This is a genomic window from Paracoccus marinaquae, from assembly GCF_018860165.1.
In the GTDB taxonomy this organism is placed as follows: Bacteria; Pseudomonadota; Alphaproteobacteria; order Rhodobacterales; family Rhodobacteraceae; genus Paracoccus; species Paracoccus marinaquae.
The window spans coordinates 1-22,684 of record NZ_JAHKNG010000046.1 but is presented as its reverse complement, the minus strand read 5'-3'; the positions used below and the strand labels follow the sequence as shown (position 1 = coordinate 22,684).

Here is a 22,684-nt window from a genome sequence, read left to right as displayed (position 1 = left end):
TCTCCCGGATTTGAAGCCATACCGCCTCTGGCGGCTTCAAATCCGGGAGAGGAGATCATCGACAAAAACGCTGAAGCGGACCGGCTGAAAGCCGGTGGTTTGTATCCGATACATGGAAAATCAACAGGTCAGATCGGCCGCGCGGCGATTGCCCGCGCTCGGCTTGCAGCCGTCGTTCGCCATCGGCGTCGGCCAGAGCGCGGCCGTCGTCGCGAGGTTCATCCCATGCTGGCCTGCTTCCTGCGACGGCGTGGGTTTCGTCTGCCGGTTCTCGTTGGCGCTGGCGCGGGGCGTCGGCCAGAGCCGGAGCAGTTCCGTCCGGTTCCCGCCACTCGACCGGGTGCCAGAGCAGGCGCGCGGGGTCGGCCAACTCGTCCCCTTCGCGGATGGCGAGGATGAAGAGACGTTCGCGCTTGTGGGGCGCGCCGACTTCCGCCGCCGTGAAGAGGCCTGCCGTAAGCTTGTAGCCCATGCCGACCAGTCCGCTGGCGACTTCGGGGAAGCCGAGGCGGAGATGATGGGCGACATTCTCGAGGAAGACGAAGGGTGGCTCGATCTCGCCGATGATCCGGGCGACATGCGGCCAGAGATGGCGAGGGTCGTCCGCGCCCCGTCGCTTCCCCGCGACGGAGAACGGCTGGCACGGATAGCCCGCAGTGATGATATCCACCGCGCCGCGCCACGGGCGGCCGTCGAAGGTTCCAAGGTCGTCCCAGACAACAGCCTGATCCAGGGACGCGTCTTCCATCCGCGCCACGAGAGTGGCTGCGGCGAAGGTTTCCCGTTCGACATGGCCCACAGCACGATATCCGGGGATGGCGATGGCGAGCCCGAGATCGAGCCCGCCCGCGCCGGAGCAGAGGGAGAGGCCGAGCAGACATGCGTCTCCGGCTCCGGAAGCGTCTCCGGAGGAAGGTAAAACCAGGTCATGCATGCCTCAGGCCGCAGATTTGCGTTTGCGGGTTGGTTCAGGATCGGCGTTTGCGTCCGACGTTTCGGCCGGGGCGTCGGCGTGGTCGCCAAGCCGTTCAGCTTTCACAGCCGCGAAGGTCCGGCCATCGCCTTCGAGGATCGCGTCGCGGCCGGTTTCGGCCTGCCAGCGTTCCACGGCGACATCGACATACGCGGAGCTGATCTCCATCGCGAAGACACGGCGGCCGTTGGCTTCACCCGCCATGATCTGCGACCCTGACCCCGAGAACGGCTCGTAGCAAAGCCCGCCCCGCGCAACATGTTGGCGCATCGGGATTCCGAAGGCGTCAAGCGGTTTCGGCGTGGGGTGGTCGGGCCGATCGTCCTTGGCGAAGCTGGGCAGCGCCCATGTCGAAGGCAGCGTTTCCTCGGCGACCTTCGGCGGGCGGTTCGGCCGACGCCAGCCCATGAAACAGGGCTCATGCTTCCAGAGGTAATGGGAGCGGGTCAGGACGCCGCGATCCTTCACCCAGATGATCTGCTGATGGACGAAGGCCCCGGCCTTTTCCCAGCAGGCTTCCAGCATCGCCTGGCGGCGGGAGGCGTGCCAGCAGTACCAGGCGGCATCCTCGGTGATCGCCTCGGCAACGGCAGCGGCGATGAAGCCGTCATAGAGTTCGGCCCCCTGCGAACTATCATCCCAGGTCGTGCCGTAGGACGCCGACCAGTCCTTGTTCCGGGTCGGATGGTTCGAGCCGTCGTAGTCCACGAGATACGGCGGGTCGGTGGCGAACAGGATCGCCCGCTCGCCATTCATCAGGCGGCGCACATCATCGTGGCTCGTGCTGTCACCGCACAGCAATCGATGTTCACCGAGGATCCACAGATCGCCGGTGCGCGACGCCGGGTTGCGCGGCGGTTCGGGGATGGTTAGCCGAGCAGCTCGGAGTTCAATAGCGGCTGCTCGGCACCGAGCGTGGTGCTGGCGAAGGGCATCTTCGTGAAGCCGCTCGCGGGCGGCGTGCCATACGTGGTCTCGAACGCAAGCGCCATCTGCGCCCGCGCCCCTTGGGCTCGTGCCATCGTCGTTCTCCTGTGGTCGGTTGGGTCAGGCCAGTTGGTCGGCCGTGGAATAGTGCAGCACCACCGGAACCACGGCTGCCTTCAGGCTCGCCGCGCCCTCGACCGGCAGATCGACCGGACGCGGCGCTTCCGCCTCGACCCAGTCGCAGAGCCCACCCAGCGTGCGGTCGGCGGCGAGCGCCGTGCCGATGCTGGCGGTCAACGTGTCGAAGGCAGTGTCGCGATCCGCGCCCTGCACAACGGCCTCGATCTCGGCCCGGTGCTGGTAGTGGTAGCGCAGCGGCGACAGCGTCACCTCGGGCTCTCCCGGCTCGCCGTCGCGCAGGATCAACAGCCCCTCGGCTGGCACGCGCTCGGGCAGAACTTCGCCGCGCAGTGCGGTGGCAGGCAACGCCGAGAGCCGCGCGTTCAGCGCGGCGAGGATGGTTTCGCGAGGGCTGGGCATGAAGTGCACTGAGTTTGATTGACTGGGCCAGGATGTATGCTTGTCCGGCTGGGACGACTGAGGCAGAGTATTACCAACGCATTAACCCACGCATCAGCGGAGACGTCATTCGATGCCTCTTACACTGGAAGTAATGCTTCAGGTTCTGCCCCCTGGCCTGCCACCCTGGGAACCAAGAACTGAATCAGAAGGCCGAAAGGCGGAATTACTTAGAGCACGGGATGGCGGCGACGGACCTTATAGTAGGGGTTGGTTCTGGCAGAAGCATCTCACCGAGCGGCTGCGCGAAGCCCGAAGTTGGATGTCGGATTCACTTACGGCGTTAGCTTACCCAGATCCGCTCTTGCAGCAGGCCGTTGGCTACATCGAGTTTGATGCTTCATTCCATGATGATGAGGCAATTCGCAGGGCGTCTCGTGGGACCGGCTACTTCTTTGGAGCAGTCCTTTTCGATCATAGAGGCGGTGGCGATGGCATAGGGCCGCAGAGTCGCGACATTGGACAGATCGATGATGCATCACGCGGCATTCCTGCCGCTCGACTTGCTGCCGCGGATACTCCCCAAGCTCCTCATCCCGCAGGCGCGACGGCGACTTGCTGGGCCGCGAAAAAAGGCGATGGCGGATTCATCCGCTACATAATTACTGCAAAGCATGCGGTGACGGGTCTTGGCCGTGGGCAAAGGGTGGCGATGGCTGGTGGTGGATTCGGTACGCTTGTCGACTTCTGCGACAGCTCGGTTGATGCTGCGTTGGTTGAACCTCACAGCGGGTCGACCAGCGCAGTAAATTTGCCGATGGACGTTGATCCTGCTGTTGGGTTGGGCATCAGTTTCACTGGTTCGGGCAGCCCGCAGCGTTCGGGGAGGATCACGAAGACTTGGATCCATCCAACGGATTCCGATCCTTACGATCCCCAGAGGGTACTTTTTGACGTAACCGGCGTAGGCGGTGACAGCGGCGCGCTCGTTCGACTGGATTCCACCGGAGAAGCGGTCGGCATTTACACCGGGATCAAGACTGGACGCTCGTCTCAGATGGGCATGTCCCAAGCAATGTGGCAAGCCACTGACCTTTTAGACGTCGAACTGTACGAATGAGGAGACGAAATGGGCGAACCGACATTCTACGTCATAGAGGCGGCACCCACCGAAGATGAAACTGGCGATGTCGCGAGTGTACCTGGTAGGAGCACGGAATTGCATAGCCTTAGGCGCTGGTTTGCGCCCAAGGCGAAGGAGGTATCCACCGACAGACTTCTTGAGAGCTTCGAAAAAACCCAAGCGGCAATCGATGCCATGCTCGCAAAACTGGAATCAGGAGATCAGCGTGGGTACCGCCTCGATGAATTCGAAGTTAGTCTGGCAGTCTCGGGTGAGGGAACGATTGGAATTGTAACCGCGTCTGCAGAGGCTGGCGTTGTCTTGAAGTTCAAGCGAGCCGAGGCGTCAGGTAGGACGACAAGTTAATTGCCGAGGCAATAAGGCGCTTGGGCTCATCGGAACTGCCCATCCACCCAGTTCGCCACGATCAGCCCCGGCACGCTGTCAAACGCCCGGTCTGCATCCCGCGCGAGATCCAGCCGCTTCGGCAACTTGACCTGCGGCACCAGCAGGAAGATCGGCGCGGTGACCTTGCCGCGCCCGGTCTTCGAGCGCGACACCACCGCTTGGCCCTTGGTGTTCAGCCGGCCCTCCGCCACCAGCAGGCTCGGGCCCGACCGGCGATAGACGAAACGCAGGCGCAGCCCGCGCCGTCTTTCCCATTCAGCGGGGGTGATCCGGCCGCCGCGCAGGGACTTGCCGGCCGCGGGCAGCGGGATCGCCAGCCAGAACCCATCCTTGGAACGGATCAGCGGACCGGTATCATGTGCGCCGACGATAACCGGAGCCTGCGACCAGACCAGCGCGGCGGCGTCGAGGCTCTCGCCAGACTTCGGAAACGTCTGGCTGCGGATCGTGTTGGCGAGGCGCGTGCCGAGCCCCGCGCCGGTGACCTGCAAGCGCCACGCGGCCTTCAGCCCGGTTCCGGCCTCGCGCATGGCGGCGGTCACCGCGCGCTCACCCGCTGCCACCTCGGCTTGCATCATTGCGACGATGTCGGGATCGATGTCGAGCTTCAGCCTCACGCGGGCCTCAGATCGACGGTCCAGACCAGCCGCTCGCGGTCGCGGACGAGTTCTCCCTGAATGAGGAAGGCTTCGCTGTCGATCTCGACCCTGTCGCCGGGGCGCGGGTTCGCCACCTCGGCCACCTGCAGATCCACGCGCGTGGTCTCGGACCAGATCCTTGCATCGCCGAAATCCGTAACTGCGTCCGCGCGCCGGGCCACGACGCGCACCAGAACGGGCGCACCGCCCTCCGGTATGTACACCGCGTCCCTGCCGATATTCAGATCGGCGAAGAGCGCGCTGACGGCGGCAGCGAAAGCGCTCATCAGAACGCGCCGTTCAACCGCACCCGGCCGACGGTGTCACCAGCGCCGCCCGCGACCGCCTCGGTGGCGACGCCGATCAGCGTGTTCGAGGTGGCCACGTTGGTGGTGCGCTTGTTGGTATCGTCCCAGTAGATCCTGGCACCCGCGGTCCAGGCCTGCGAGCCGATCTTGGTGACGTCGAAGACGCCGGTGAGCGCGACCTCTACGCTCTCGTTGAGGGCGGCGGTGCCGGCCGCCACGCCGAAGATGGAACCGACGAGCAGGCCATCGCCGGAGGCGACGGCATAGGGCGCGGTCAGGGTGATGGTATTGCCGGGCTGGACGTAGTTTTTCATGGGGAGGATCCTCGTGGAAAGACGAAGGGCGGCCCGTCAGGACCGCCCGCGTTTCAGGGTTCAGGATTCGTGCCTTACGCGCCCGGGTTCTTGTATAGGCCGCGCCAGTCGATGGCCTTGGCGCCGAAGTCGAGGCGGCACTTGATCTCGACGCCATCGACGTCGAAGCCGTTGCGCGTCTCGATGTAGGCGCCCTGCTGGCCCTCGAGATAGGCGTATTCGATGGTGTCGATCTGGTTCGGGCTCGCGGCCAGATACCAGGCGGTGGCGCTGGCCGCGTCGAGGCGCGGCTCGCTGATCGGCGAGAGCGTCCGGATCGATTGCGGCACCACGCTGGAGGTCGCGGCAGGCACGAGGTTCTGGGCGACCAGCTGCTCGGCCTTCAGCTCCAGCGCGGCGGGCACGATCAGGAAGGCAGGACGGATGTTCAGCACCGTCTTCTTGTCGAGGCCCGTCTGGAGCGCCATCGCCGCACGGGCCGCGCCCACCGCATCGACGGCCAGCGCCGCGCCAGTGCCCGCGAGGTTCTTGTGGTTGGCGTGAAACAGCGCCGTGCCATCGGCCATGGCCGGGTTGGCGGTGATGATGCCCCAGACCACGTCCGACTCCAGCTGGGCGATGGAGTTGCCGTACATGGCCGGGATGCGCGTGAAGGCGTCGAGATCGTCGTTAATCAGCACCTGCCGGGTGATCGCGACCACCCGGCCATAGGTCTTGACCTTGTAGCTCTCCTTGCTCTCGCCCAGCGTGCCGCGCTTGAACTCGCCGCTTTCGCCCACTTCCAGAAGCTGCGGCGCCTCGCCGAGCTGGACCCGGTGCATGGACTTGAAGTCGGTCGCCAGCACTTGGCGGCAGAAGAGCGCGAAGGTGCGGGGATAGGCGTCATAGGCCTGCCGGAGCGTCTTGTTGGTGACGGCCGACAGGATCTCGGGGAAGTCCGATGTGGAATGCAGCGCGCGCGTCGCCACTTCGTCACGCGACAGGCCGCGGGTGTTCACCCCGGCATTGCCGAGGCTTTCGCGGGCCAATTCCAGCAACGTCATGCCGCGATACTGGCGCGCGGCGTCTTCCAGGGGGAACAGCGTCGGGCTGTAGCGGTGCAAGAGCGCGTTCGCCACTGCGTCGCGGCGGGTGATACGTTCATCGCGCCCGCCGAGGGGCACGGAGACATGCGGGAAGGTCCGAGTCTCGTCGGACTTGGCCGCGACCTGGTCGAGGATCAGGCGGCGGGACTCGTCCACGCTGACACCGCGCTTGACCAGATCTTCGGCGAAGCTGCGCTCGAGGTTCAGCCGTCCAGCCAGATCGTAGATGGTGGAGACGCGGTCGCGCTCGGCCTCGCGGGCACGGGTCGCGATGGTCTCGGTGTCCGGGGCCTCGGACTTGCGGCCCTGCCGAGCAATTGCCTGCGCCAGCGTCATGGTGCCGGAGCGGATCGCCAGCAGGTCCGCCATCGCATCCTTCTGCGGATCAACCGCCTCGAACTTCGGCGGCTGCCATTCGACCGGCACATCGGGTGTCGGGATCTGGCCTGCCGCCCACGCGGCCTCGGTGAACCAGCGCCAGACCGGCGCGCAGAGCATCGGGATGAAGAGCTGCCATTGGACGGCGTCGATCATCCGGCGGAACTCGACGAGGCCCGCCCGGATCGAGGAATAGTTGACCTGAGAGAGGTCCCCGGTCAGCAGCTCGTAGGGCACCCGGAACCCGGCCGAGATCGTGTGCAGGCTGGCGCGCTTGTATTCGCCATAGCCCCCCGTCGCCGATGGCTGGTTGAAGCGGATGTCCTTGCCACCACGCGCATAGGCGATCAGCCCCGGCTCGAACTGCTCGACCCGATTGCCATCGGCATCAACCACGGCGGGCGCGATGCCCTGTTGCGCCTCGTCGTCGCCGAAGACGATGGCGGTGACGCAGGCCTCGGTCTTCTTGCGGACCAGTTCGGCCACCTCGTAGTCGTCGAGATCGCGCAACGACCGGATCACCGGCGCGCCCCAGGGAACGCCACGCGCCTGCGTGCGCTGCTTTTCGTAGACATGGGCGATCTCGGTCGCAGGGACCGGGCGCGATCCAAGTGCGCCGTTCAGCGCGCCCCAGGCATCGCCGGGGTGCTCGGCATGCAGCCAGTAGGCCCGGCGTTTGCCGACCGGGTCGAACTCGATGCCTTGGACTAAGCGTCCCGCGCCCAAGGCGCCGGATTTCGAGGCGTCGAGGAAGTCGGCCTCCAGCACCTGCAATTGCAGCGGCACCGGCAGTTCGTCCGACGCGCGGCGCAGCCTGCGCCGCACCAGGACCTCGCCCGCCTCGACCATCTCGCGGCAGATCAGCGTCTGGAGCCCATAGAAGTCAAGCTGGCCGTCCGCGTCGCAGTCCGCCGTCCAGCGTTCGAAGAGCGCGTCGACCTTGCGGTCCAACGCCTCGTTACCACTCGCGGCGCGCGGCATGATCCCCGCGCCGATGATATTGTTGACCAGCACCGCGATGGCTTTCGCCGCATGCGGGTTGTTGCGCACGAGATCGCGCATGCGGTCGCGCAAGAGCGCTCCGGCCACGCCGATCTCGGTATCGGCCGAGGATCCCGGCGCGCGCCAGCCCTCCGTCCGCCGCCCGCGCGCGGCGCCGTCATAGCCCCGCGTCAGGGTCTCGAAGGCCTGCCGCGCCATCACGCGGCGCGCGGCCATGCGCGGGGCCACCGTGGCGATGGCGTGGTCGAACCAGGTCGCCGACATCACCTGTCCCCGCGCGAGAAGCCTGCGAGCCCGGCCACCGGCAACGGCCGCGTGGTGCCTGCGATGGCGCGTTCGATGGTGCGGATGCGGGCGAGCAGATCCTCGGCCGAGCCATAGTCCACCGACTTGCCGTCATAGCTGACCCGGGTCGTGCCGCTGGCATAGGCCCGGCGCAGCGCCGAGAGCTCGGTTTCCGTCCAGTCGGTCATCAAAACCATCCTTCGCGCCGCCCGAGCCAGTCGGAGCGGCGCTTGCCTAGTGGGGCTTGTCCAGGCCGGTGAATTTGCCCGGCCGGATCGGTGTCACCGAAAGGAGCGGCCCCGAGCTGATCCTCGAGATCGCGCCATTTCTCCTCAGACCAGCGATCCGCGCCGGCGATCCAGGCGGCGGCGCGGGCACAGCCGGTCCATGATCTCGCGCATGTAGGGCGTGCGCACCGTACGGTATCGCCCCGGTTCGGCCGAGGCGCGGCCCGACAGCATCCGGTGCCGGTCCGCCCATTCCGAGACGGTCAGGTCCGGATCGGGCCGCAGCCCATTGCCCCAGGAACGGAGGATCTCGCCCGCGCCGTCGAAGTCCGTCAGGCCATCGCCGCTCTCATCGGAAATCGGGCCGGACCTCGGCAAGCTCGTCGAGGTGGGCACGGACATGTTTCTCCAAGGCCTTCTGCATCGCGGCCGGTTCCACGCCCAGTTCCGCAGCCATCAATGCCGATGACCGCGCGGGCCAGTTCACCCATGCGTCCCGCTCCTCCCGCGCCAGCCGGAACACCAGCGCCAGCGCGCGGGCCCGCTCGATCAACTCCCCCTTGAGCTTCTGGAGCCGGATGCGCCGCTCCTGCGCCTTCAGCACCTCGTTCGCCGTCTTCGCCTGCAGAAAGGTCGTGCCGCCGCCGACGGCGGGGACCGCCAGACCCTGTTCGCGCAGCGTGTCGCCGACGGCGGCCACCGCGGCCTCGGGGACGGGCTTCAGCTTCGGCGCGGGCGGCTTGCGGGTCTTGGACGGATCTGTCGTCTCGGCACGCCGGGCGTCGCTGGCGGCGGCGTTGATGCTGCCATCGGGATAGAGAACCAGCCGCTCGGCCGTCTTCGCCTTCTGGATTGCGCCACGCGACAACCCGACATGCGCGGCGTACTGGCGCTCACTCATGCCCTGCATCGACGGCTCCGATTATCATTCAAGATCATGTGCTTATCGAGTTGATAAGCGTCGCCACCGGAGCGAACGTCACTCCAACGAAGCGATGCAACTCACTACGGAGCCACCACGATGACCCGCCGCGCGACCGACAACACGAAAGCCCTCGACGCCTTCATCGCCGCGAAGACTGAGATCGACGCGATGCTGGAGAGGCTCGCCGCCCTCAGCGCGGACCATTTCGAGACCGACCCCGAAGAGATCAACTGGGGCCATGTCGGCACCCTGAACCACTACCGCGCCAAGCTGCGCGAGATCACCGACATGGCCTTCAGCGAAGGCGAACACGCCGAGTGAGACGACCCGCTCCCGGTCCCGCCCGCCGACTGGCGGGCTCGACCTCGTAGAAGGGCCCGCGTCCCGCGCGCCCCGATACGGGAGACGACGATGAACAAGCTTTCCGACACCCAAGCCCTGATCCTGAGCGCCGCCGCCCAGCGGCCCGAGCATATCGCCCTGCCGCTACCAGACAGCCTGCGCGGCGGCGCCGCTGCCAAGGTGGTCGGCGCGATGCTCGCCAAGGGCTTCCTGCAGGAGGTCGACGCCGACATACGCAACCGCGAGCCCATCTGGCGCGAGACCGGCGACGGCCACGGCGTCACGCTGGTCGCGACCGACGCCGGCCTCGCCGCCATCGGCATCGAGCTCAAGGACGCGAACCCCGCGCCTGCGGGCGCGACGGACGCGCCGACCGAGGAGCCCGCGCCGGACACCCCCACCGAACCGAAGGCCGCACCCAAGACGCGGACGCCGCGCGAGGGCACCAAGCAGGCCACGCTGATCGCCATGCTGCGCGCGCCAGAGGGCGCGACCATCGAGGAGATCATGGCCGCGACGGGCTGGCAGTCGCACACGGTGCGCGGCGCGATGGCCGGTGCGCTGAAGAAAAAGCTCGGGCTCGAGGTGACTTCGGAGAAGGTCGAGAACCGGGGGCGCGTGTACAAACTCCCCGCAGCCTGACCCAACCAACCCCGAAAAGTCGATGGCCGCCGTCCCTCCGGGGGCGGCGGTCGATCATTTGGCGCTCCGCATCCGGATTGCCTCGAACACCCGCCGCAAGGCGAAGGAACGGGCGATCGACACGACGGTGAAGATGGCGCCCATCTTCAGGTTCTGCGCCAGCGTCGTGTGCAGCCCGAAGATTGGGAAGATCAGGATCTGCGTCATGACCGCGACGCCGTAGCCGACCATCACGTTGGCGACGGACTCGACCAGCGACATGAGGCGTGATTGCTTCATGTCGCCGCCTCATCCATCGGCCAGCAATTCAGCCGCGAGAGTTCGCAGCGCATGCGCCGCAACCAGGGGGACCACGCCGTTGCCACAGAGGCGAAGGCGGTCCACCCGGTGGGCCAGCCCATCAGCGCCTCGACGAACAGCGGGTTCAAGGTCCGGCGCGCATCGGAGGTATCGCTCCCAGCCATCGGCGTCACCAGGACCTGGCGGCCAAGCAGGCCGTTCACCGGCGTGTTCGCGAGTGTCGTCGCTCCGTCCTTGTGATCCCGCGCCGTCGGCGTCATCCAGAGCCCCGCCGAATGGGTCAGGTCGGCCGCGCGACGGTTGCCCGCGCTCGGCTTGCAGCCATCGTTCGCCATCGACGTGGGCCACATGGCGGCCGTCGTCGCGAGGTTCATCCCGTGCTGACCCGCTTCCTGCGACGGTGTCGGTTTGGTCTGCCGGTTCTCGTTCGCACTGGCCCTCGGCGTCGGCCAGAGCCGCAGCAGCTCTGTCCGGTTCCCGCCACTCGATCGGGTCCCAGAGCAGGCGCGCGGGGTCGGCCAGCTCGTCGCCCTCGCGGATGGCGAGGATGAAGAGCCGCTCGCGCTTGTGGGGCGCGCCGACTTCCGCCGCCGTGAAGAGGCCTGCCGCAAGGCGGTAGCCCATGCCGACCAGTCCTGCGGCGACTTCGGGGAAGCCGAGGCGGAGATGATGGGCGACATTCTCGAGGAAGACGAAGGGCGGCTCGATCTCGCCGACGATGCGGGCGACATGCGGCCAGAGGTGGCGCGGGTCGTCGGCACCCCGGCGCTTGCCCGCGACGGAGAACGGCTGGCACGGATAGCCCGCAGTGATGATGTCCACCGCGCCGCGCCATGGGCTGCCGTCGAAACTGGCAACGTCGTCCCAGACAGGCGCGTGATCCAGGGCCGCGTCTTCCATCCGCGCCACGAGAGTGGCTGCGGCGTAGGTTTCCCGTTCGACATGGCCCACAGCACGATATCCGGGGATGGCGATGGTGAGCCCGAGGTCGAGACCGCCCGCGCCAGAGCAGAGGGAGAGGCCGAAGAGGCATGCGTCTCCGGCTCCGGAAGCGCGTCCGGAGGAAGGTAGAGCCAGGTCATGCATGTCACGCGGCGGTCTTGCGCTTTAGCGCGGGTTCTGGGGCGGCGTCCGGGTCCGGCGTATCGGCCCGGGCCTCGGCATCGTCGCCCAGCCGCTCCGTCCTCACCTGCGCGAAGATCCGGCCGTCGCCATCAAGGATCGCGTCGCGGCCGGTCTCGGCCTGCCAGCGCTCGACCGCGACATCGACATAGGCCGGGCTGATTTCCATCGCGAAGACGCGGCGGCCGTTGGCCTCGCCCGCCATGATCTGCGAGCCGGAGCCCGAGAAGGGCTCGTAGCAGAGCCCGCCGCGCGCCACGTGCTGGCGCATCGGAATGCCGAAGGCGTCGAGCGGCTTCGGCGTCGGGTGGTCGGGCCGGTCGTCCTTCGCGAAGGACGGCATCTCCCATGTCGAGGGCAGCGTCTGCTCGGCCACCTTCGGCGGCCGGTTCGGGCGGCGCCAGCCCATGAAGCAGGGCTCGTGCTTCCAGAGGTAGTGCGACCGGGTCAGGACGCCCCGGTCCTTCACCCAGATGATCTGCTGATGGACGAAGGCGCCTGCCTTTTCCCAGCAGGCTTCGAGCATCGCCTGGCGGCGCGAGGCGTGCCAGCAGTACCAGGCCGCGTCCTCGGTGATCGCCTCGGCCACCGCCGCAGCGATGAAGTCGTCGTAGAGTTCCGCCCCTTGGCTGCTGTCGTCCCAGGTCGTGCCGTAGGACGCCGACCAGTCCTTGTTCCGGGTCGGATGGTTCGAGCCGTCGTAGTCCACGAGATACGGCGGGTCGGTCGCGAACAGGATCGCCCGCTCGCCGTTCATCAGGCGGCGGACATCGTCATGGCTGGTGCTGTCGCCGCACAGCAACCGATGATCCCCGAGGATCCAGAGATCGCCGGTGCGTGACGCAGGATTACGCGGCGGCTCGGGGATGGTCACCGGCGGCACGGAGCCCCCGGCGCCACCTTCTTCACCGTCGTCTTCCGCGACGTAGGCCAGCAGCTTGTCGAGTTCGCCGTCGGAGAACCCGACCAGCGACAGGTCGAAGTCTTCGGCCAGCAGGTCGTTCAGTTCCGCCGAGAGCAGCGCCTCGTCCCATGTGCCGAGTTCGGTCAGCTTGTTGTCCGCGATCCGGTACGCCCGCCGCTGCGCCTCCGTCAGGTGTCCGAGCACGATCACCGGCGCTTCGGTCAGCCCGAGCTGCGTGGCGGCCAGCACCCGACCGTGCCCGGCGATCAGCTCCCCGTCGTCACCGACGAGGCAAGGCACGGTCCAGCCGAACTCCGCCATGCTGGCGGCGATTTTCGCGACCTGGTCCGGCCCGTGCGCCTTCGCGTTCTTCGCGTAGGGCTGGAGCTTGGCCAGCGGCCAGGTCTCGATCGCGTCCGGGGCGAAGCTCAGCGTCATGGTGGGCAAGGTTCCTCGGTCGGGTGGATGCCGGTGGCTTCCGGACTCCGGATGCCACGCCGGACTCCTCGCGGGGTCCGGCGGCGTCCGGGGTATCCGGCCCGAAGGCCAGCGTTCATTGGTGTTTGCGCGGGGCGCGCGTGGCTCCGGCTTCCGGGTGGCTTCCCAAAAATCCGGCCCTGTCGCTGGCGATGTCCCGCGCTTCGCCCGCCAGCATAGGATTATCGCCCAGAAGGAACCAAGATATCAAAAGCTTAGCCGATTTTGCTTCGGCCATCCGCCGACCGCCTGCCCGGTTGCGAACTGTCGCCGCCTGTCGCGCCTCCTGGACCCCGGATCGGATTCCGACTGGATTCCTTGCCGGCCCCCGGAAGCCAGCGGCGCAGGCCGTCCCGCGCGCTCCTCTCCCGAGCTTATCCACTTTGTAGCCCGGGAGAGGAGTTTTTGTCCCTTCGAAAAGTGTCCGCCGGACATTTTTCCTTGTTCTACTACGGCTTACGCGCCACCAGCCAGCGCAATCACCCGCTGTTTCGACAGGTTGCGGTTGAACCGCCGCCGGTTGAGGGTGAGGGAAATGACGCACAGCCCGAAAAGCCAGTGCTGATGGGCGGCCGAACGCTGCATGCCGACCGTCCAGCAGATGGTCTTCCACCGCTCGCCATGGGCCCGCATCCAGACGATCTTGCCGTCCATGGGCTCGAGGCAGGCCGTCCAGGTCAGCGTCTCCTCCATCCGGCTGATCGCCTGCGGCGAGGGCAGCACGCGCATGGGCACGGGCTCCTGCCCCACCTTGTCGCCAAAGCTGTGCAGGACCGCGGGCCAGGTGCTGAAGTAGCCCTGCCTTCGGGGCTCGGGCAGACGCTTCAGGACGAAGGCGGCTTCGGCAAGGCGGGCTTCGACCAGTGCGGGCGTCCACTCAGCCATGGCGCGCCTCCCCGTCCCGCCGGCCGTAGAGCCGCTCGCCCAACTGCCGGACCAGCTCGCGCTCCGGCCAGGTCAGGCGGTCGTCGTCGAGGGCGACCGCCAGCAGCCCCTGTTCTTTCCAGCCGTCGCGCTTGACCTCGTCGGGGTTGCGGCGACGGCCGCCGTAGCCCTTCGGGGTGAACCGCATGCCCATCATGCCAGCCCCCCGTTCGTCTCGATCGCCCAGAGCAGCAGCGCAATGGCGTCAGCCTCGTTGTCGTCGGCGGGCGAGAACCCACGGGTGCGGGCCGCAGCGATCATGGCGGCCTTGTCGGCATTGCCCTTGCCGGTGGCGTGACGCTTGATGGTGCCGACCGGGACGCCCTCGTAGGGCACGCCGCGCAGTTCAGCCCAAGCGGTCAGGGTGGCCATCAGCCCTCCGTAGACGTGAGCCGCATCCGTGCCGGCGTGCCGCCTGACCTCTTCGAACCAGATCGCCGAGATCGGACCCGACAGCCGGTCAAGTTCTGTCAGCCAGTTGGTGAAGCGCAGGTAGCGCATGCCGCCGCCGTCGTAGCGGCCGGGACGGAACGACACCGTGCCGGAGGTGATCAGCCCGTCGTAGCCGCGCAGGGCCCAGCCGGTGGTGGTGCCGAGATCGAGGGCGAGGATGCAAGACGCGGGAACGCGCCCCGGTTCGGGGCGCAGGTCCGGCATGGGGATCGTCTCATTCATGGTGAAGGCTCACGGATCGTGGGCCTTCGGCTTTGGTCATGGGTACGGAATCACGTCATGCACGCCGGATCAAGGAAAATGCCCCGGGTTGGCCGCTGGTCCCACTTGGCATTGCCTGGTCCCACTTCGACATCAAAGTGGGACCAGAATTTTCTTATTTAAAACAACGTTGTCCCCACTGGTCCCACTGGTCCCACCTTTTCCTCTATGTCGTGTAAGAAGAACGAAACGGGAAGGGACATGCACGCTCCATATAGAAAGGAAGGGAGTTGGTGGTCCAAGTGGGACCAGTGGGGACATGATTGATTGTGAACGGTTTTTTCTGTCCCCACTTTGATGTCGAAGTGGGACCACGCCCGAAGTGGGACCAGGGTGAAACGCAAAAGGGGCACCCTTGCGGATGCCCCGAACGCGACCCGCGCACAGCCGCTCGGTCAGTCGATCTCTGTCGGCCTTCGATAACGCCATTCGCGCGCTTCACCTGAACGGCGTTTATATCGTTCCCAATGCCGCGCCTTCAGCCATGCGCCGACGCGCATCTGGTCGCCCTTGGTCCATTTCGCCGGTTCGATGCCAAGGGCCCCTTCGAGGATTTCTCCGACCGAAGTATCCCGGATCGGCTCGAGGCGCTCGAACTCCTCGTCCTGCCAGTCATCCCAGCCTGCGTGGCCGCGATTGACGCTGCGGGTCTCATGGGTCAGCCAGCGGTCGATGCGGGCGTCCCAGGCGTCGGCCTGATAGCGCGCCTCCTGCGCGGCGGCGGCTTCGGCAAGGACCGCCGGATCCTCGATCCACCAGATCGCGCCCTCGCGGAAGCGGTGGACGGCTTCGGCCCAGAGTTGGTCGCGGTCGCGGGCCAGCCCGGGGATGTCGATGGCGCCGCAGCGCAGCGGCCAGAAGCGGCGGTTGCCGGTCTCGTCGCGCAGATAGGTGTCCGGGTTCACGGTGCCGGCGAAGACGCATTGGCGCGGCACCTCGACGGTGTAGCGACCGTATGGCGGGCGGAAACGATCGGTGGTGCGGGTCAGGAACGCCTTGATGCGCGAGACCTCGGCGCGGCCGATGGCGTCGAGCTCGGCGATTTCCACGATCCAGACGCCCTGCATGTGGATGGCGGCGTCCTTGGAGCCAAGCTCGGGCAATTCGTCGGTGAACCAGTCCTCGCCTGCCAGCACCTTGATCGCAGTGGACTTGCGGGCACCCTGCGGCCCTTCGAGGATCAGCATGTGGTCGGCTTTCACGCCGGGCCGGTAGATGCGGGCGACGGCCGAGATCAGCCACAGCGCACCGACGGTATGGTGGAACGCGGTGGGCTCGGCTCCGAGATAGATGCTGGTCCAGGTCTCGATCCGGGGCGTGCCGTCCCATGTCAGGGTGTCGAGCCAGTCGCGGACGGGGTGGAGGCGCAACTCGCGGGCGACGGCGCCGACGGCGCGGCTGACGACCGTCGGGGCGACGTTGAGGCCGCGCAGCTGCAGCCATTCGGCGGTGCGGATGTCGTCCGCATCCTCCCAGGGACGGGGAAAGGTGGCGCTCGCCTCGTCCCATGGCAACGGCTGGCGCAGGACGATCTCCTGCGCGAAGTCGTCGAAACCCAGCACGCCTGCAAAGACCGCGTCCGAGTTCAGGGCGATGATGACATTGGCCTCGTTGCGCTCGGGCGTGCCGGAGAGGTCCTGGCACAACCGACTGAGCCATGCCGGCCGGACGATCCGTGCATGGGGATCGCCGGTGGCATTCACCCGGCGGCGCAGTTCCGCCATCTGCTTTTCGAGGATCGCCATGGCGATGCCGGTGGCGGTCTTGATCCGGGCGAGGATCTGGCGCTCGGGCAGCGGGTCGAGCCGGGCCAGCGCGAGACGGCCGAGCAGGCTGGAAAGCGCCCCGAGTTCGGGCGGGTTGGTCAGTGCTGCAGTGGCCGCGACAAGCGCGGCAATGTCGTTCTCGGCCGGCAGCGTGGTCGATGCGGCATCGTTGTCAGGCGCACCCGAACTGCGGCTGTAATCCTCGGCCCGCGCGCCGCGCATGAGATCGTCGTTGAAATCGTCGCCATGCAGCGGGACCACGATCTCGTTGGGGACGTCGGCGCGGTTCAGCCGGTCTGACAGGGTGGCGGCCGCCTGGCGCCCGGCATCGCCCGCATCGGCATAGATGGTGATACGCGTCGTGCCCTCGGGCCAGTGGAAGCGCGCCAGCCCATCGGCCGACAGCGCCGCCCAGACCGGCGTGCCGAACAGGGCATGTGCCGCCAGCGCCGTCTCAATGCCTTCGGCGACGCCAAGGTTGCCATCCTCGGGCATGGCAAACAGCCGCACGGCGGCCTCCGCGACTGAGCCCAGCATCTTCTTGCCGGCGGGGGCCTTGGCGCTGCCGTCATCGAGCAGGAAGGTGCGATGGATGCCGGGCGCACGATCACCATTCGCAAGCCGTGCCAGCGCGATCAGCCCGGGCCAGCCACGCCGACTGTCGAAATCCGGCAGGTCGGGGTGGAACAGCAGATCGGGCGAGCCGGGATCCGCCAGGCCCCGCGCGCGCAGATAGGTCTCACCCACGCTGCCCGCCAGCGGGACCGCGCCCGCAAGCAGTCGCGCGATCTCCAGCGCAGGATCGCGCTTCAGGGGAGGCGGCACCGACGGTGCGCGACGTTCCGGAGCGCCGGGCGCGACGCCGGCGATGTCCGCCGCTTCCGCGATCAGGGCGCGGCCGTCGAGCCCGGTCGCTTCCTCGATGGCGCTGATCGGGCCGCCGCCCTGATTGCCGTCGAAGTCGATCCAGTCGCCGGCATGCGGCCCGCGCAGGGTGATGACGCAGGAGCCCATCTTGCGCGGCGCATCGCCCCGGATATTGGCCAGCCGCCATTCGTCGCCCGACCGGCGCCCGCGCGGGAAGAGCCGCGGCACCCAGTCCTCTGCCGCCTCGCGCAACCGCTGGACGATCAGGTCCAGATCGTAGCGATCCGGCTGCTGATAGAACGGCCGGACGTCGTTGAGGTCGATGACCGCTGCACTCACTGGAACGCCTCCGATTGCGGCACACGGGACAGGTTCTTCATGGATCCCTCCTTTCCCAGCGGTGACATCAGGCCAGCAGCACGAGCCCGCGCTCGGCGCGCGTGATGGCGGTATAGAGCCAGCGGCGGCGGTCGAGATCGCTGCGCCCAAGCCCGTCATCCCAGACGATGACGTTCTCCCATTGCGAGCCCTGCGCCTTGTGGGCGGTGATGGCCCAGCCGAAGGTCGCCTCGGTCAGCTTGCGCTTCTCCTTGTAATCGCGGTCGTGGCGCCTGGCGTCATAGGCGACATGATCCTCGAAATGCCCCTTGTAGATGCGCAGGCGCCCGGGACCGCCGTCGCTGTCGTGGGGGGTGACACGGCGGCCATCTTCGTCATGGACCACGGCCGAGAAATAGAGCGTGCCCTCGTCGACGATATCCTCCAGCGTGAGGAACATGCCGTTGATCAACCCGAGGGCATTGTCGTTCTTGAGGCAGATGATCTTCTCGGCCGCGCCGGTGGGCAGATATGAGCCGCCCAGCCCCGAGGCGGCGCGCATGGCGTTGTTGATCTGCAACCGCGTGGCGTTCAGCCCGCAGATCAACTGGCCGCCGCGCAGCGCCTGTTCCGGGCTGATATCGCCCTTGCGCAGCTTGGCGACAAAGGTGTCGTAGCTGCCGAAGCCGATGGGCTCGCCCATCCGGGCCATGGTGGCGAGGCGGATGATGGCGCTTTCCGCCGCCTGGCGGTGGATCTCGGTCAGCATGACGTCGGGCGCATCGCGGGTGAAGGCGCCTTCGCCCTTGATCGGCGGCAGCTGGCCCGGATCGCCCAGCACGAGGATCGGCTTGCCGAAGCTCATCAGGTCGCGCGCCATTTCCTCGCCGACCATCGACACCTCGTCGAGCACGATCAGCCTTGCATCGGCGGCATCGCTTTGCGGGTTCAGTGCGAAACGCGGGTGCTTCATCGCCGACAGCGCCTGGCGCATGGCCTCGATGGTGGCCTCGGCCGTGATCTTCGCGAAGCCGGTCAGGCGCCGCGCGGCGATCTCGGCCTCCCGCACCTTCTCTGCGGCGGCCTCGATTTCTTCCTCGGTCGCCTCGATCACCGAATAGATCAGGCTGTGGATGGTGCGCGCAGGCGTGCCCTTGCGGGTCAGCACCAACGCCGCCTTGCCGGTGAAGGTGGCGGTGACGACGCCGGGCAGGCAATTGCCATCCCTGGCGCTGCGATGGGGCGAGAGGCCAAGCTCGTCGAGGGCGAACTTCAGCACGGTGGATTTTCCGCTGCCGGCATAGCCGAAGAGGCGGAAGACCTGCTGCTGTTCGCTGCGGGTCTCGAACCAGTCCTTGATCGCGGCAATGGCGGCGGCCTGCGCCTCCGATGGGGTGAAATCACTCATGTCCTGGAATCTCCACGGTGTAATCCTTGACCACGCCGCCACGGGTCGGATCGCCGACCTCGCATTGGCGCACGAAGACGCGCCGGCCATCGGTCAGCTGGCGCCAGTGACCGCGACGCAGGTGCCAGCGCGGGCTGGCATGGCTGCCGCCCTGCGGCGGGAGGACGGCGCGCAGCCGCGCCGGGTCGATGGCGACTTGGTGCCAGACCCAGCCGCGCACGCCCTCGCGGGCCATGCGCGCGCGCTTCGCCAGCGATATTTTCTGGTCGCGGATGTCCGGTGCCGCGCCGAGGATGGTCAGCGCCCGCCAGACGATCCCGGCGGCAACCTCGCCGTGACCGCGGACGGTTTGATCCTCCTGCTCGGTCGGATTGCCCTCGATCTCGGCCATGCCGTCGGGGTGCAGCCAGACCCGGACCAGGCAGTCGGTCCAGCCGCGCGGCGCCCGCCTGCGCATCAGAAACACCGCCTCGACGATATCGCCCTTCTGGCATGCGCAGACGACCAGGCCGGAAGGCGCGGAGCGCTGCTCGCGCAGCTCGAAGATCACGCTCGGATGCGGCAGGCGGATCGGCCCCGAGAACACGCGGGTCATCGCCTGATCGACGGTATCGCTGTCAAATGCGGCCTGATCGTCGAAGAAGTAGATCGGCGCGAACTCGGCCGCCTCGAGCAGGTCGGAGGACCAGAAGCGCGCGCGATGCGTGCGCAGGATGCGTTTCAACTCATAGGCATCGGGGATCATGGCCGCTCACCCCAGCAGCGTTCCACCCATGCACAGGGCGCGTGCCATTTGCCAGCCGCCATGCCGCCGCGACAGGTGACGGCGGTGGGCTCGCCGGCCGCGCGCGGCAGCCATTCCCCGGCCTCGGAAGCCTGCACGACCGTGACGGCGCGATCCGACATGTCCTGCGCGAGACGAGCGTCGAAGGGCACCAGCTCGCTGTGCAGTTCCATCGTGTCGCGGTTCAGCGCCGTGAAGAGCGCCGGGTTGGGCAGGTTCATGTACGCCTGATAGAGCGCGATCTGGGCGGCATAGACCGGGCGCGCGAGGCTGACGCCGCGCTTGACCACATCCTTCCAGCTTGACGCGCCGAGCGCCTTGTTCTCCCAGAGCGCGGGATAATCCATCGCCACGGGGCCGGAGACAAAGCAGCCGTCGATATGCCCCTTGAACCGGCCCGCCATGGCCGCGAAGCCGAACTGGCGGCCATCGGGGCGTTCGGTGCGCAGGTCGAACCCGGCGATCCGGAACCAGCCCGCGACGATGTCCTCGGCCCGATGGCCTGCCTCGAAGATCCGCAGGATGCGCGGTTCGAACTCCTGGCCTTCGTCCTTGGGGACGGCGAGGTAGTCATACTGGATCTGGCGCAGGCAGTCGCGGCCGAGACCAGAGGAACTGACATAGGTGCGCGGGCGCTCGGCTCGATTGCGCGCCGTCAGGGCAGAATCGATGGCGGATGAAACGGCTGCTGCGATCGGTGGACGCGGCGCGTCCTCGCCATAGAGGCAACCAGAGCCATGGTTCAGGTCGATCATTGGTCGCGCTCCCAGAACCCGCCCGCCTGCGCGATGCAGGTCAGCTTGTGATGCTGGGCCTCGGTCAGCCGGGCGCGCGCGCCGAATGTCTCCAGCTTCTGGCGCAGGCTCTCGCAGAACTCGACCTCGAATTCGGTGATGGCGTTCGCCATCGCGGCGGCGAGAAGGTCGGTCCAGGGGGCGGTCTCATTGTTCAGATCGATCATGACGGCCCTCTCAGAACGGAATCGGATCGTCATGGGCGGTGCCGGTGCGCTCCTTGCGCGCGCCCTGCGCCAACATGCTGTCGACATAGCCGGTGACGGCCGCTTCGATCAGCCGGTCGATGTCGGCAGCGGTGCGATGAAAGAAGGGCTCCATGAGCCCGAGGTCGGTCAGCGCTTCGGCAAAGAGCGCCCGCGCGTCGCGGATCGCCTGTGCCTCGCGGGCGGTCTTGTCGATCATGCCATTCATCCTTTGGGCGATTACGCTGCCCACGTCCTGACAGCGGAGCGAGCAGAAGCGGTGATAGGGATAGCGATCATGCTGGAGGCGGTGGACGTAGCCGAAGCCGCGAGCCTCCCGCGTGCAAACGGCGCAGAGCGCTACCCGAGCAAGAAATTCGCGATCGGGTCTTCGGGCGGCCAACCCGCCCGCTGGAGCTTCTCGGTCTGCATCACGATCCAGCGCGAGATCGCGTTGCTGGCCATGGCCTCGAGGTCGCCGAGGGTAAGGCTTGCGATGGGTTGGTGCAGTTTTCCTCGGGCCTCGAGCCATGTTCCGATCTCCAGCGCGGCGACGCGCGTCACATGCGCCTGCCATTCGTCCGGGGTCATGGGCCGGTCGCCCGGGCCATCCCCTTCGGGCTCGGCGGCAGGCGACCCTGCGGACCCACCTGACCGCCGCTTTCGCCGCGTCTCAACCATTGAGCCACGCGGGCATCGCCGGGGTGCCCGGCGCGGCGGATGCCGGTGCCTGCGTCGCGGCAGCCGCTGCGGGTGCGGTCTGCGCGCCCCAGGCCGGAGCGGCCGTCGCATTGGGCTGCGGTGCCGCGCCCCATGCCGGCGTCGGCGCCTGCCAACCCGGCGCGGCGCTCGCGGCCTTGCGCGGCGGGGCGTTGACGGGTTCCGGCGGGACGGTTTCACCACGCATGACGGCGGCATGCTGCGGCTCGTCGGGCAGAACGACGTTGGCGATGCGGTTCTGGTCGCGATACTGCGGGTTCGAGGCGGGCTCCACCATGATCCGGGCCGCAAAGACGATGCCGTCGAGATGCTTGAGGCCGGGCAGCACCCGCTTGGCCTTGGTCGCCGGAGTTTCGTCGCGAGGATCGAGCCCGAGAGCGCTGTCGACCATGGCGCGAAACGTGGATTTCGAGATCTTCCAGCCGATGGACTGGCCCTTCTCGTCCAGCTTTCCGCCAGCCACGGTGAAGCTCTGCCAGAACTTGCGGCGGGCATGCGGGCCCTCGACCACGGTGAATTCGCAGTCGAGCATCCGCGCATCGCTCGATTGCGAGGCCTTCAGCAGCCCCGCATCCATCGGCGTCGCGCCGTTGACCCCGCCGGGGCGGATGGTCAGGCGGACCTTGGCAAAGGTGCCGTCCGGGATCAGCTCGCCGATGGGGGCCATCTGCGGCTGGGCGTCGTTCAGATCGTAGCTCATGGTCAGTTCCTTTCAGGGATCAGGAGGCGAATTCGGATTGTTGCGGGGCGCGGCCGTCGATCCGGGCGAGCAGCGCGCCGAGATCGGGCGGTTCGGTCAGGTCGAGACGGCCGGAACGGTCCTTGGCGGGAAGGCCCCAGGGATTGCCGGACTTGCAGACAAGGCGGCGGTCGGTGGCGGTCTCGTCCAGCACCCAGCCGCCTTCGGCATCGCGGGCGAAGAGCTGCATCGAAACCACCTGGTCCACGATGCCGGGCAATTCCCGCCCGGCCTTGCTGCCTTCCATCTGCGGCTGCCAGCTGACGGCGCCGAAATCGTCGGTCACCTTTTCGAGCACGCCGACGAAGATCACGGTCTTGCCGCGCGCATGCTGGAGGTGCTTCAGCGCCTGGATCACCTCACGCCCCAGAAGCCCATAAGCCCCGCGGACATCGGGTTTTCCGGTTCGGTCCGAGAAGGCCTCGGGCTGCTGGCGGGCATATGACGGCTCCTACGAGCGCGTTGCGGCCTTCGTTCGGGAATGGAAAGGCGAACGGCAACGGGCGCATCACACGACGGATCGTGGAACTTTCGTGCCGCTGGTGTTCGCACCGGGCGAAGCGTTC

26 protein-coding genes and 5 pseudogenes are annotated in these 22,684 nt (G+C 67.3%); 4 read left to right on the top strand and 27 right to left on the bottom strand.

Translation table 11 applies throughout. The annotated features are described in order from the left end of the window. Nucleotides 1–55: 55 nt before the first annotated feature. The 4 genes and pseudogenes from KNW02_RS17725 to KNW02_RS17710 form a co-directional block, all read right to left on the bottom strand. Nucleotides 56–934: a DNA cytosine methyltransferase gene (locus tag KNW02_RS17725; RefSeq protein WP_216034560.1), complete on the bottom strand. Its 879-nt coding sequence runs from the start codon at nucleotides 932–934 to the stop codon at nucleotides 56–58. 3 nt (nucleotides 935–937) lie between these two features. Next, a pseudogene (locus KNW02_RS17720) lies at nucleotides 938–1,846 on the bottom strand (DNA-methyltransferase); the annotation flags it as partial. Continuing rightward, a pseudogene (locus tag KNW02_RS17715) lies at nucleotides 1,846–1,995 on the bottom strand (phage tail tube protein); the annotation flags it as partial. The pseudogenes KNW02_RS17720 and KNW02_RS17715, both read right to left, overlap by 1 nt. Before the next feature lie 25 nt (nucleotides 1,996–2,020). Continuing rightward, nucleotides 2,021–2,440 carry an acyl-CoA transferase gene (locus KNW02_RS17710; protein ID WP_216034559.1) on the bottom strand — a complete coding sequence of 140 codons (420 nt, stop codon included), beginning with the start codon at nucleotides 2,438–2,440 and terminating at the stop codon, nucleotides 2,021–2,023. 301 nt (nucleotides 2,441–2,741) lie between these two features. On the opposite strand from KNW02_RS17710, the gene KNW02_RS17705 reads away from it, so the two are divergent. Together KNW02_RS17705 and KNW02_RS17700 are read left to right on the top strand one after the other, a co-directional pair. After that, nucleotides 2,742–3,539, top strand: coding sequence for a hypothetical protein (locus KNW02_RS17705; RefSeq protein WP_216034558.1), 798 nt, complete (start codon nucleotides 2,742–2,744; stop codon nucleotides 3,537–3,539). A 9-nt stretch (nucleotides 3,540–3,548) separates the two neighbouring features. Beyond that, nucleotides 3,549–3,908, top strand: a complete 360-nt coding sequence (locus KNW02_RS17700; RefSeq protein ID WP_216034557.1) for a Pepco domain-containing protein — start codon at nucleotides 3,549–3,551, stop codon at nucleotides 3,906–3,908. A 26-nt stretch (nucleotides 3,909–3,934) separates the two neighbouring features. Here the strand turns inward: KNW02_RS17700 and KNW02_RS17695 are convergent, their stop codons facing one another. The 7 genes and pseudogenes from KNW02_RS17695 to KNW02_RS17660 form a co-directional block, all read right to left on the bottom strand. Continuing rightward, complete coding sequence (locus KNW02_RS17695) at nucleotides 3,935–4,567, bottom strand: DUF6441 family protein (RefSeq protein ID WP_216034556.1); 633 nt, start codon at nucleotides 4,565–4,567, stop codon at nucleotides 3,935–3,937. Next, the gene (locus KNW02_RS17690) at nucleotides 4,564–4,875 is read right to left on the bottom strand and encodes a head-tail joining protein (protein WP_216034555.1); all 312 of its coding nucleotides are present in this window, start codon (nucleotides 4,873–4,875) and stop codon (nucleotides 4,564–4,566) included. Before KNW02_RS17690 ends, KNW02_RS17695 begins: the two co-directional genes overlap by 4 nt. Further along, nucleotides 4,875–5,210 (bottom strand): DUF2190 family protein, encoded by a 336-nt coding sequence (locus KNW02_RS17685; protein WP_216034554.1) that lies wholly within the window; start codon nucleotides 5,208–5,210, stop codon nucleotides 4,875–4,877. Before KNW02_RS17685 ends, KNW02_RS17690 begins: the two co-directional genes overlap by 1 nt. Before the next feature lie 74 nt (nucleotides 5,211–5,284). Beyond that, nucleotides 5,285–7,939 carry a prohead protease/major capsid protein fusion protein gene (locus KNW02_RS20970; protein ID WP_252734051.1) on the bottom strand — a complete coding sequence of 885 codons (2,655 nt, stop codon included), beginning with the start codon at nucleotides 7,937–7,939 and terminating at the stop codon, nucleotides 5,285–5,287. Then, the gene (locus tag KNW02_RS17670) at nucleotides 7,939–8,148 is read right to left on the bottom strand and encodes a phage head-tail joining protein (protein WP_028030714.1); all 210 of its coding nucleotides are present in this window, start codon (nucleotides 8,146–8,148) and stop codon (nucleotides 7,939–7,941) included. Before KNW02_RS17670 ends, KNW02_RS20970 begins: the two co-directional genes overlap by 1 nt. Before the next feature lie 183 nt (nucleotides 8,149–8,331). Next, nucleotides 8,332–8,589 (bottom strand): annotated as a pseudogene (locus tag KNW02_RS17665) (phage terminase large subunit family protein); the annotation flags it as partial. Next, nucleotides 8,537–9,097, bottom strand: coding sequence for a hypothetical protein (locus KNW02_RS17660; RefSeq protein WP_216034553.1), 561 nt, complete (start codon nucleotides 9,095–9,097; stop codon nucleotides 8,537–8,539). The gene KNW02_RS17660 and the pseudogene KNW02_RS17665, both read right to left, overlap by 53 nt. 111 nt (nucleotides 9,098–9,208) lie before the next feature. Between KNW02_RS17660 and KNW02_RS17655 the strand changes: the two genes are divergently transcribed. Both KNW02_RS17655 and KNW02_RS17650 read left to right on the top strand, forming a co-directional pair. Then, the gene (locus KNW02_RS17655) at nucleotides 9,209–9,433 is read left to right on the top strand and encodes a hypothetical protein (protein ID WP_216034552.1); all 225 of its coding nucleotides are present in this window, start codon (nucleotides 9,209–9,211) and stop codon (nucleotides 9,431–9,433) included. A gap of 90 nt (nucleotides 9,434–9,523) precedes the next feature. Beyond that, nucleotides 9,524–10,096: a DUF3489 domain-containing protein gene (locus KNW02_RS17650; RefSeq protein WP_216034551.1), complete on the top strand. Its 573-nt coding sequence runs from the start codon at nucleotides 9,524–9,526 to the stop codon at nucleotides 10,094–10,096. 54 nt (nucleotides 10,097–10,150) lie between these two features. Here KNW02_RS17650 and KNW02_RS17645 read toward each other — a convergent pair whose 3' ends face one another. The 16 genes and pseudogenes from KNW02_RS17645 to KNW02_RS17575 form a co-directional block, all read right to left on the bottom strand. Continuing rightward, nucleotides 10,151–10,375 (bottom strand): DUF7220 family protein, encoded by a 225-nt coding sequence (locus tag KNW02_RS17645; protein ID WP_216034550.1) that lies wholly within the window; start codon nucleotides 10,373–10,375, stop codon nucleotides 10,151–10,153. Continuing rightward, the gene (locus KNW02_RS20965; protein ID WP_252734055.1) at nucleotides 10,372–10,770 is read right to left on the bottom strand and encodes a hypothetical protein; all 399 of its coding nucleotides are present in this window, start codon (nucleotides 10,768–10,770) and stop codon (nucleotides 10,372–10,374) included. The genes KNW02_RS17645 and KNW02_RS20965 overlap by 4 nt, the downstream gene beginning before the upstream one ends. A gap of 205 nt (nucleotides 10,771–10,975) precedes the next feature. Further along, nucleotides 10,976–11,482 (bottom strand): annotated as a pseudogene (locus KNW02_RS20960) (DNA cytosine methyltransferase); the annotation flags it as partial. A gap of 1 nt (nucleotide 11,483) precedes the next feature. Then, nucleotides 11,484–12,860 (bottom strand): site-specific DNA-methyltransferase, encoded by a 1,377-nt coding sequence (locus KNW02_RS17635; protein ID WP_216034549.1) that lies wholly within the window; start codon nucleotides 12,858–12,860, stop codon nucleotides 11,484–11,486. A 495-nt stretch (nucleotides 12,861–13,355) separates the two neighbouring features. Next, nucleotides 13,356–13,784: a DUF6362 family protein gene (locus KNW02_RS17630; RefSeq protein WP_216034548.1), complete on the bottom strand. Its 429-nt coding sequence runs from the start codon at nucleotides 13,782–13,784 to the stop codon at nucleotides 13,356–13,358. Next, on the bottom strand, nucleotides 13,777–13,971 hold the full coding sequence (locus KNW02_RS17625) for a hypothetical protein (protein ID WP_216034547.1): 195 nt from the start codon (nucleotides 13,969–13,971) through the stop codon (nucleotides 13,777–13,779). The genes KNW02_RS17630 and KNW02_RS17625 overlap by 8 nt, the downstream gene beginning before the upstream one ends. Before the next feature lie 5 nt (nucleotides 13,972–13,976). Beyond that, nucleotides 13,977–14,498, bottom strand: coding sequence for a hypothetical protein (locus KNW02_RS17620; RefSeq protein ID WP_216034546.1), 522 nt, complete (start codon nucleotides 14,496–14,498; stop codon nucleotides 13,977–13,979). Between the two features lie 434 nt (nucleotides 14,499–14,932). Beyond that, nucleotides 14,933–17,509 carry a VapE domain-containing protein gene (locus KNW02_RS17615; RefSeq protein WP_348524764.1) on the bottom strand — a complete coding sequence of 859 codons (2,577 nt, stop codon included), beginning with the start codon at nucleotides 17,507–17,509 and terminating at the stop codon, nucleotides 14,933–14,935. A gap of 67 nt (nucleotides 17,510–17,576) precedes the next feature. Then, complete coding sequence (locus tag KNW02_RS17610; RefSeq protein WP_216034544.1) at nucleotides 17,577–18,896, bottom strand: ATP-dependent DNA helicase; 1,320 nt, start codon at nucleotides 18,894–18,896, stop codon at nucleotides 17,577–17,579. Further along, nucleotides 18,889–19,641 (bottom strand): hypothetical protein, encoded by a 753-nt coding sequence (locus tag KNW02_RS17605; RefSeq protein WP_216034543.1) that lies wholly within the window; start codon nucleotides 19,639–19,641, stop codon nucleotides 18,889–18,891. The genes KNW02_RS17610 and KNW02_RS17605 overlap by 8 nt, the downstream gene beginning before the upstream one ends. After that, on the bottom strand, nucleotides 19,638–20,435 hold the full coding sequence (locus KNW02_RS17600) for a hypothetical protein (protein WP_216034542.1): 798 nt from the start codon (nucleotides 20,433–20,435) through the stop codon (nucleotides 19,638–19,640). Before KNW02_RS17600 ends, KNW02_RS17605 begins: the two co-directional genes overlap by 4 nt. Further along, a complete protein-coding gene (locus KNW02_RS17595; protein WP_216034541.1) occupies nucleotides 20,432–20,641 on the bottom strand; it encodes a hypothetical protein in 210 nt (69 codons plus the stop codon). The genes KNW02_RS17600 and KNW02_RS17595 overlap by 4 nt, the downstream gene beginning before the upstream one ends. 10 nt (nucleotides 20,642–20,651) lie before the next feature. Further along, nucleotides 20,652–20,879, bottom strand: a complete 228-nt coding sequence (locus KNW02_RS17590) for a DUF6511 domain-containing protein (RefSeq protein ID WP_097031834.1) — start codon at nucleotides 20,877–20,879, stop codon at nucleotides 20,652–20,654. Nucleotides 20,880–21,019: 140 nt separating this feature from the next. Continuing rightward, nucleotides 21,020–21,250, bottom strand: coding sequence for a hypothetical protein (locus KNW02_RS17585; protein ID WP_216034540.1), 231 nt, complete (start codon nucleotides 21,248–21,250; stop codon nucleotides 21,020–21,022). 82 nt (nucleotides 21,251–21,332) lie between these two features. After that, a complete protein-coding gene (locus tag KNW02_RS17580) occupies nucleotides 21,333–22,079 on the bottom strand; it encodes a hypothetical protein (RefSeq protein ID WP_216034539.1) in 747 nt (248 codons plus the stop codon). A 19-nt stretch (nucleotides 22,080–22,098) separates the two neighbouring features. Beyond that, a pseudogene (locus tag KNW02_RS17575) lies at nucleotides 22,099–22,500 on the bottom strand (AAA family ATPase); the annotation flags it as partial. Nucleotides 22,501–22,684 lie beyond the last annotated feature (184 nt).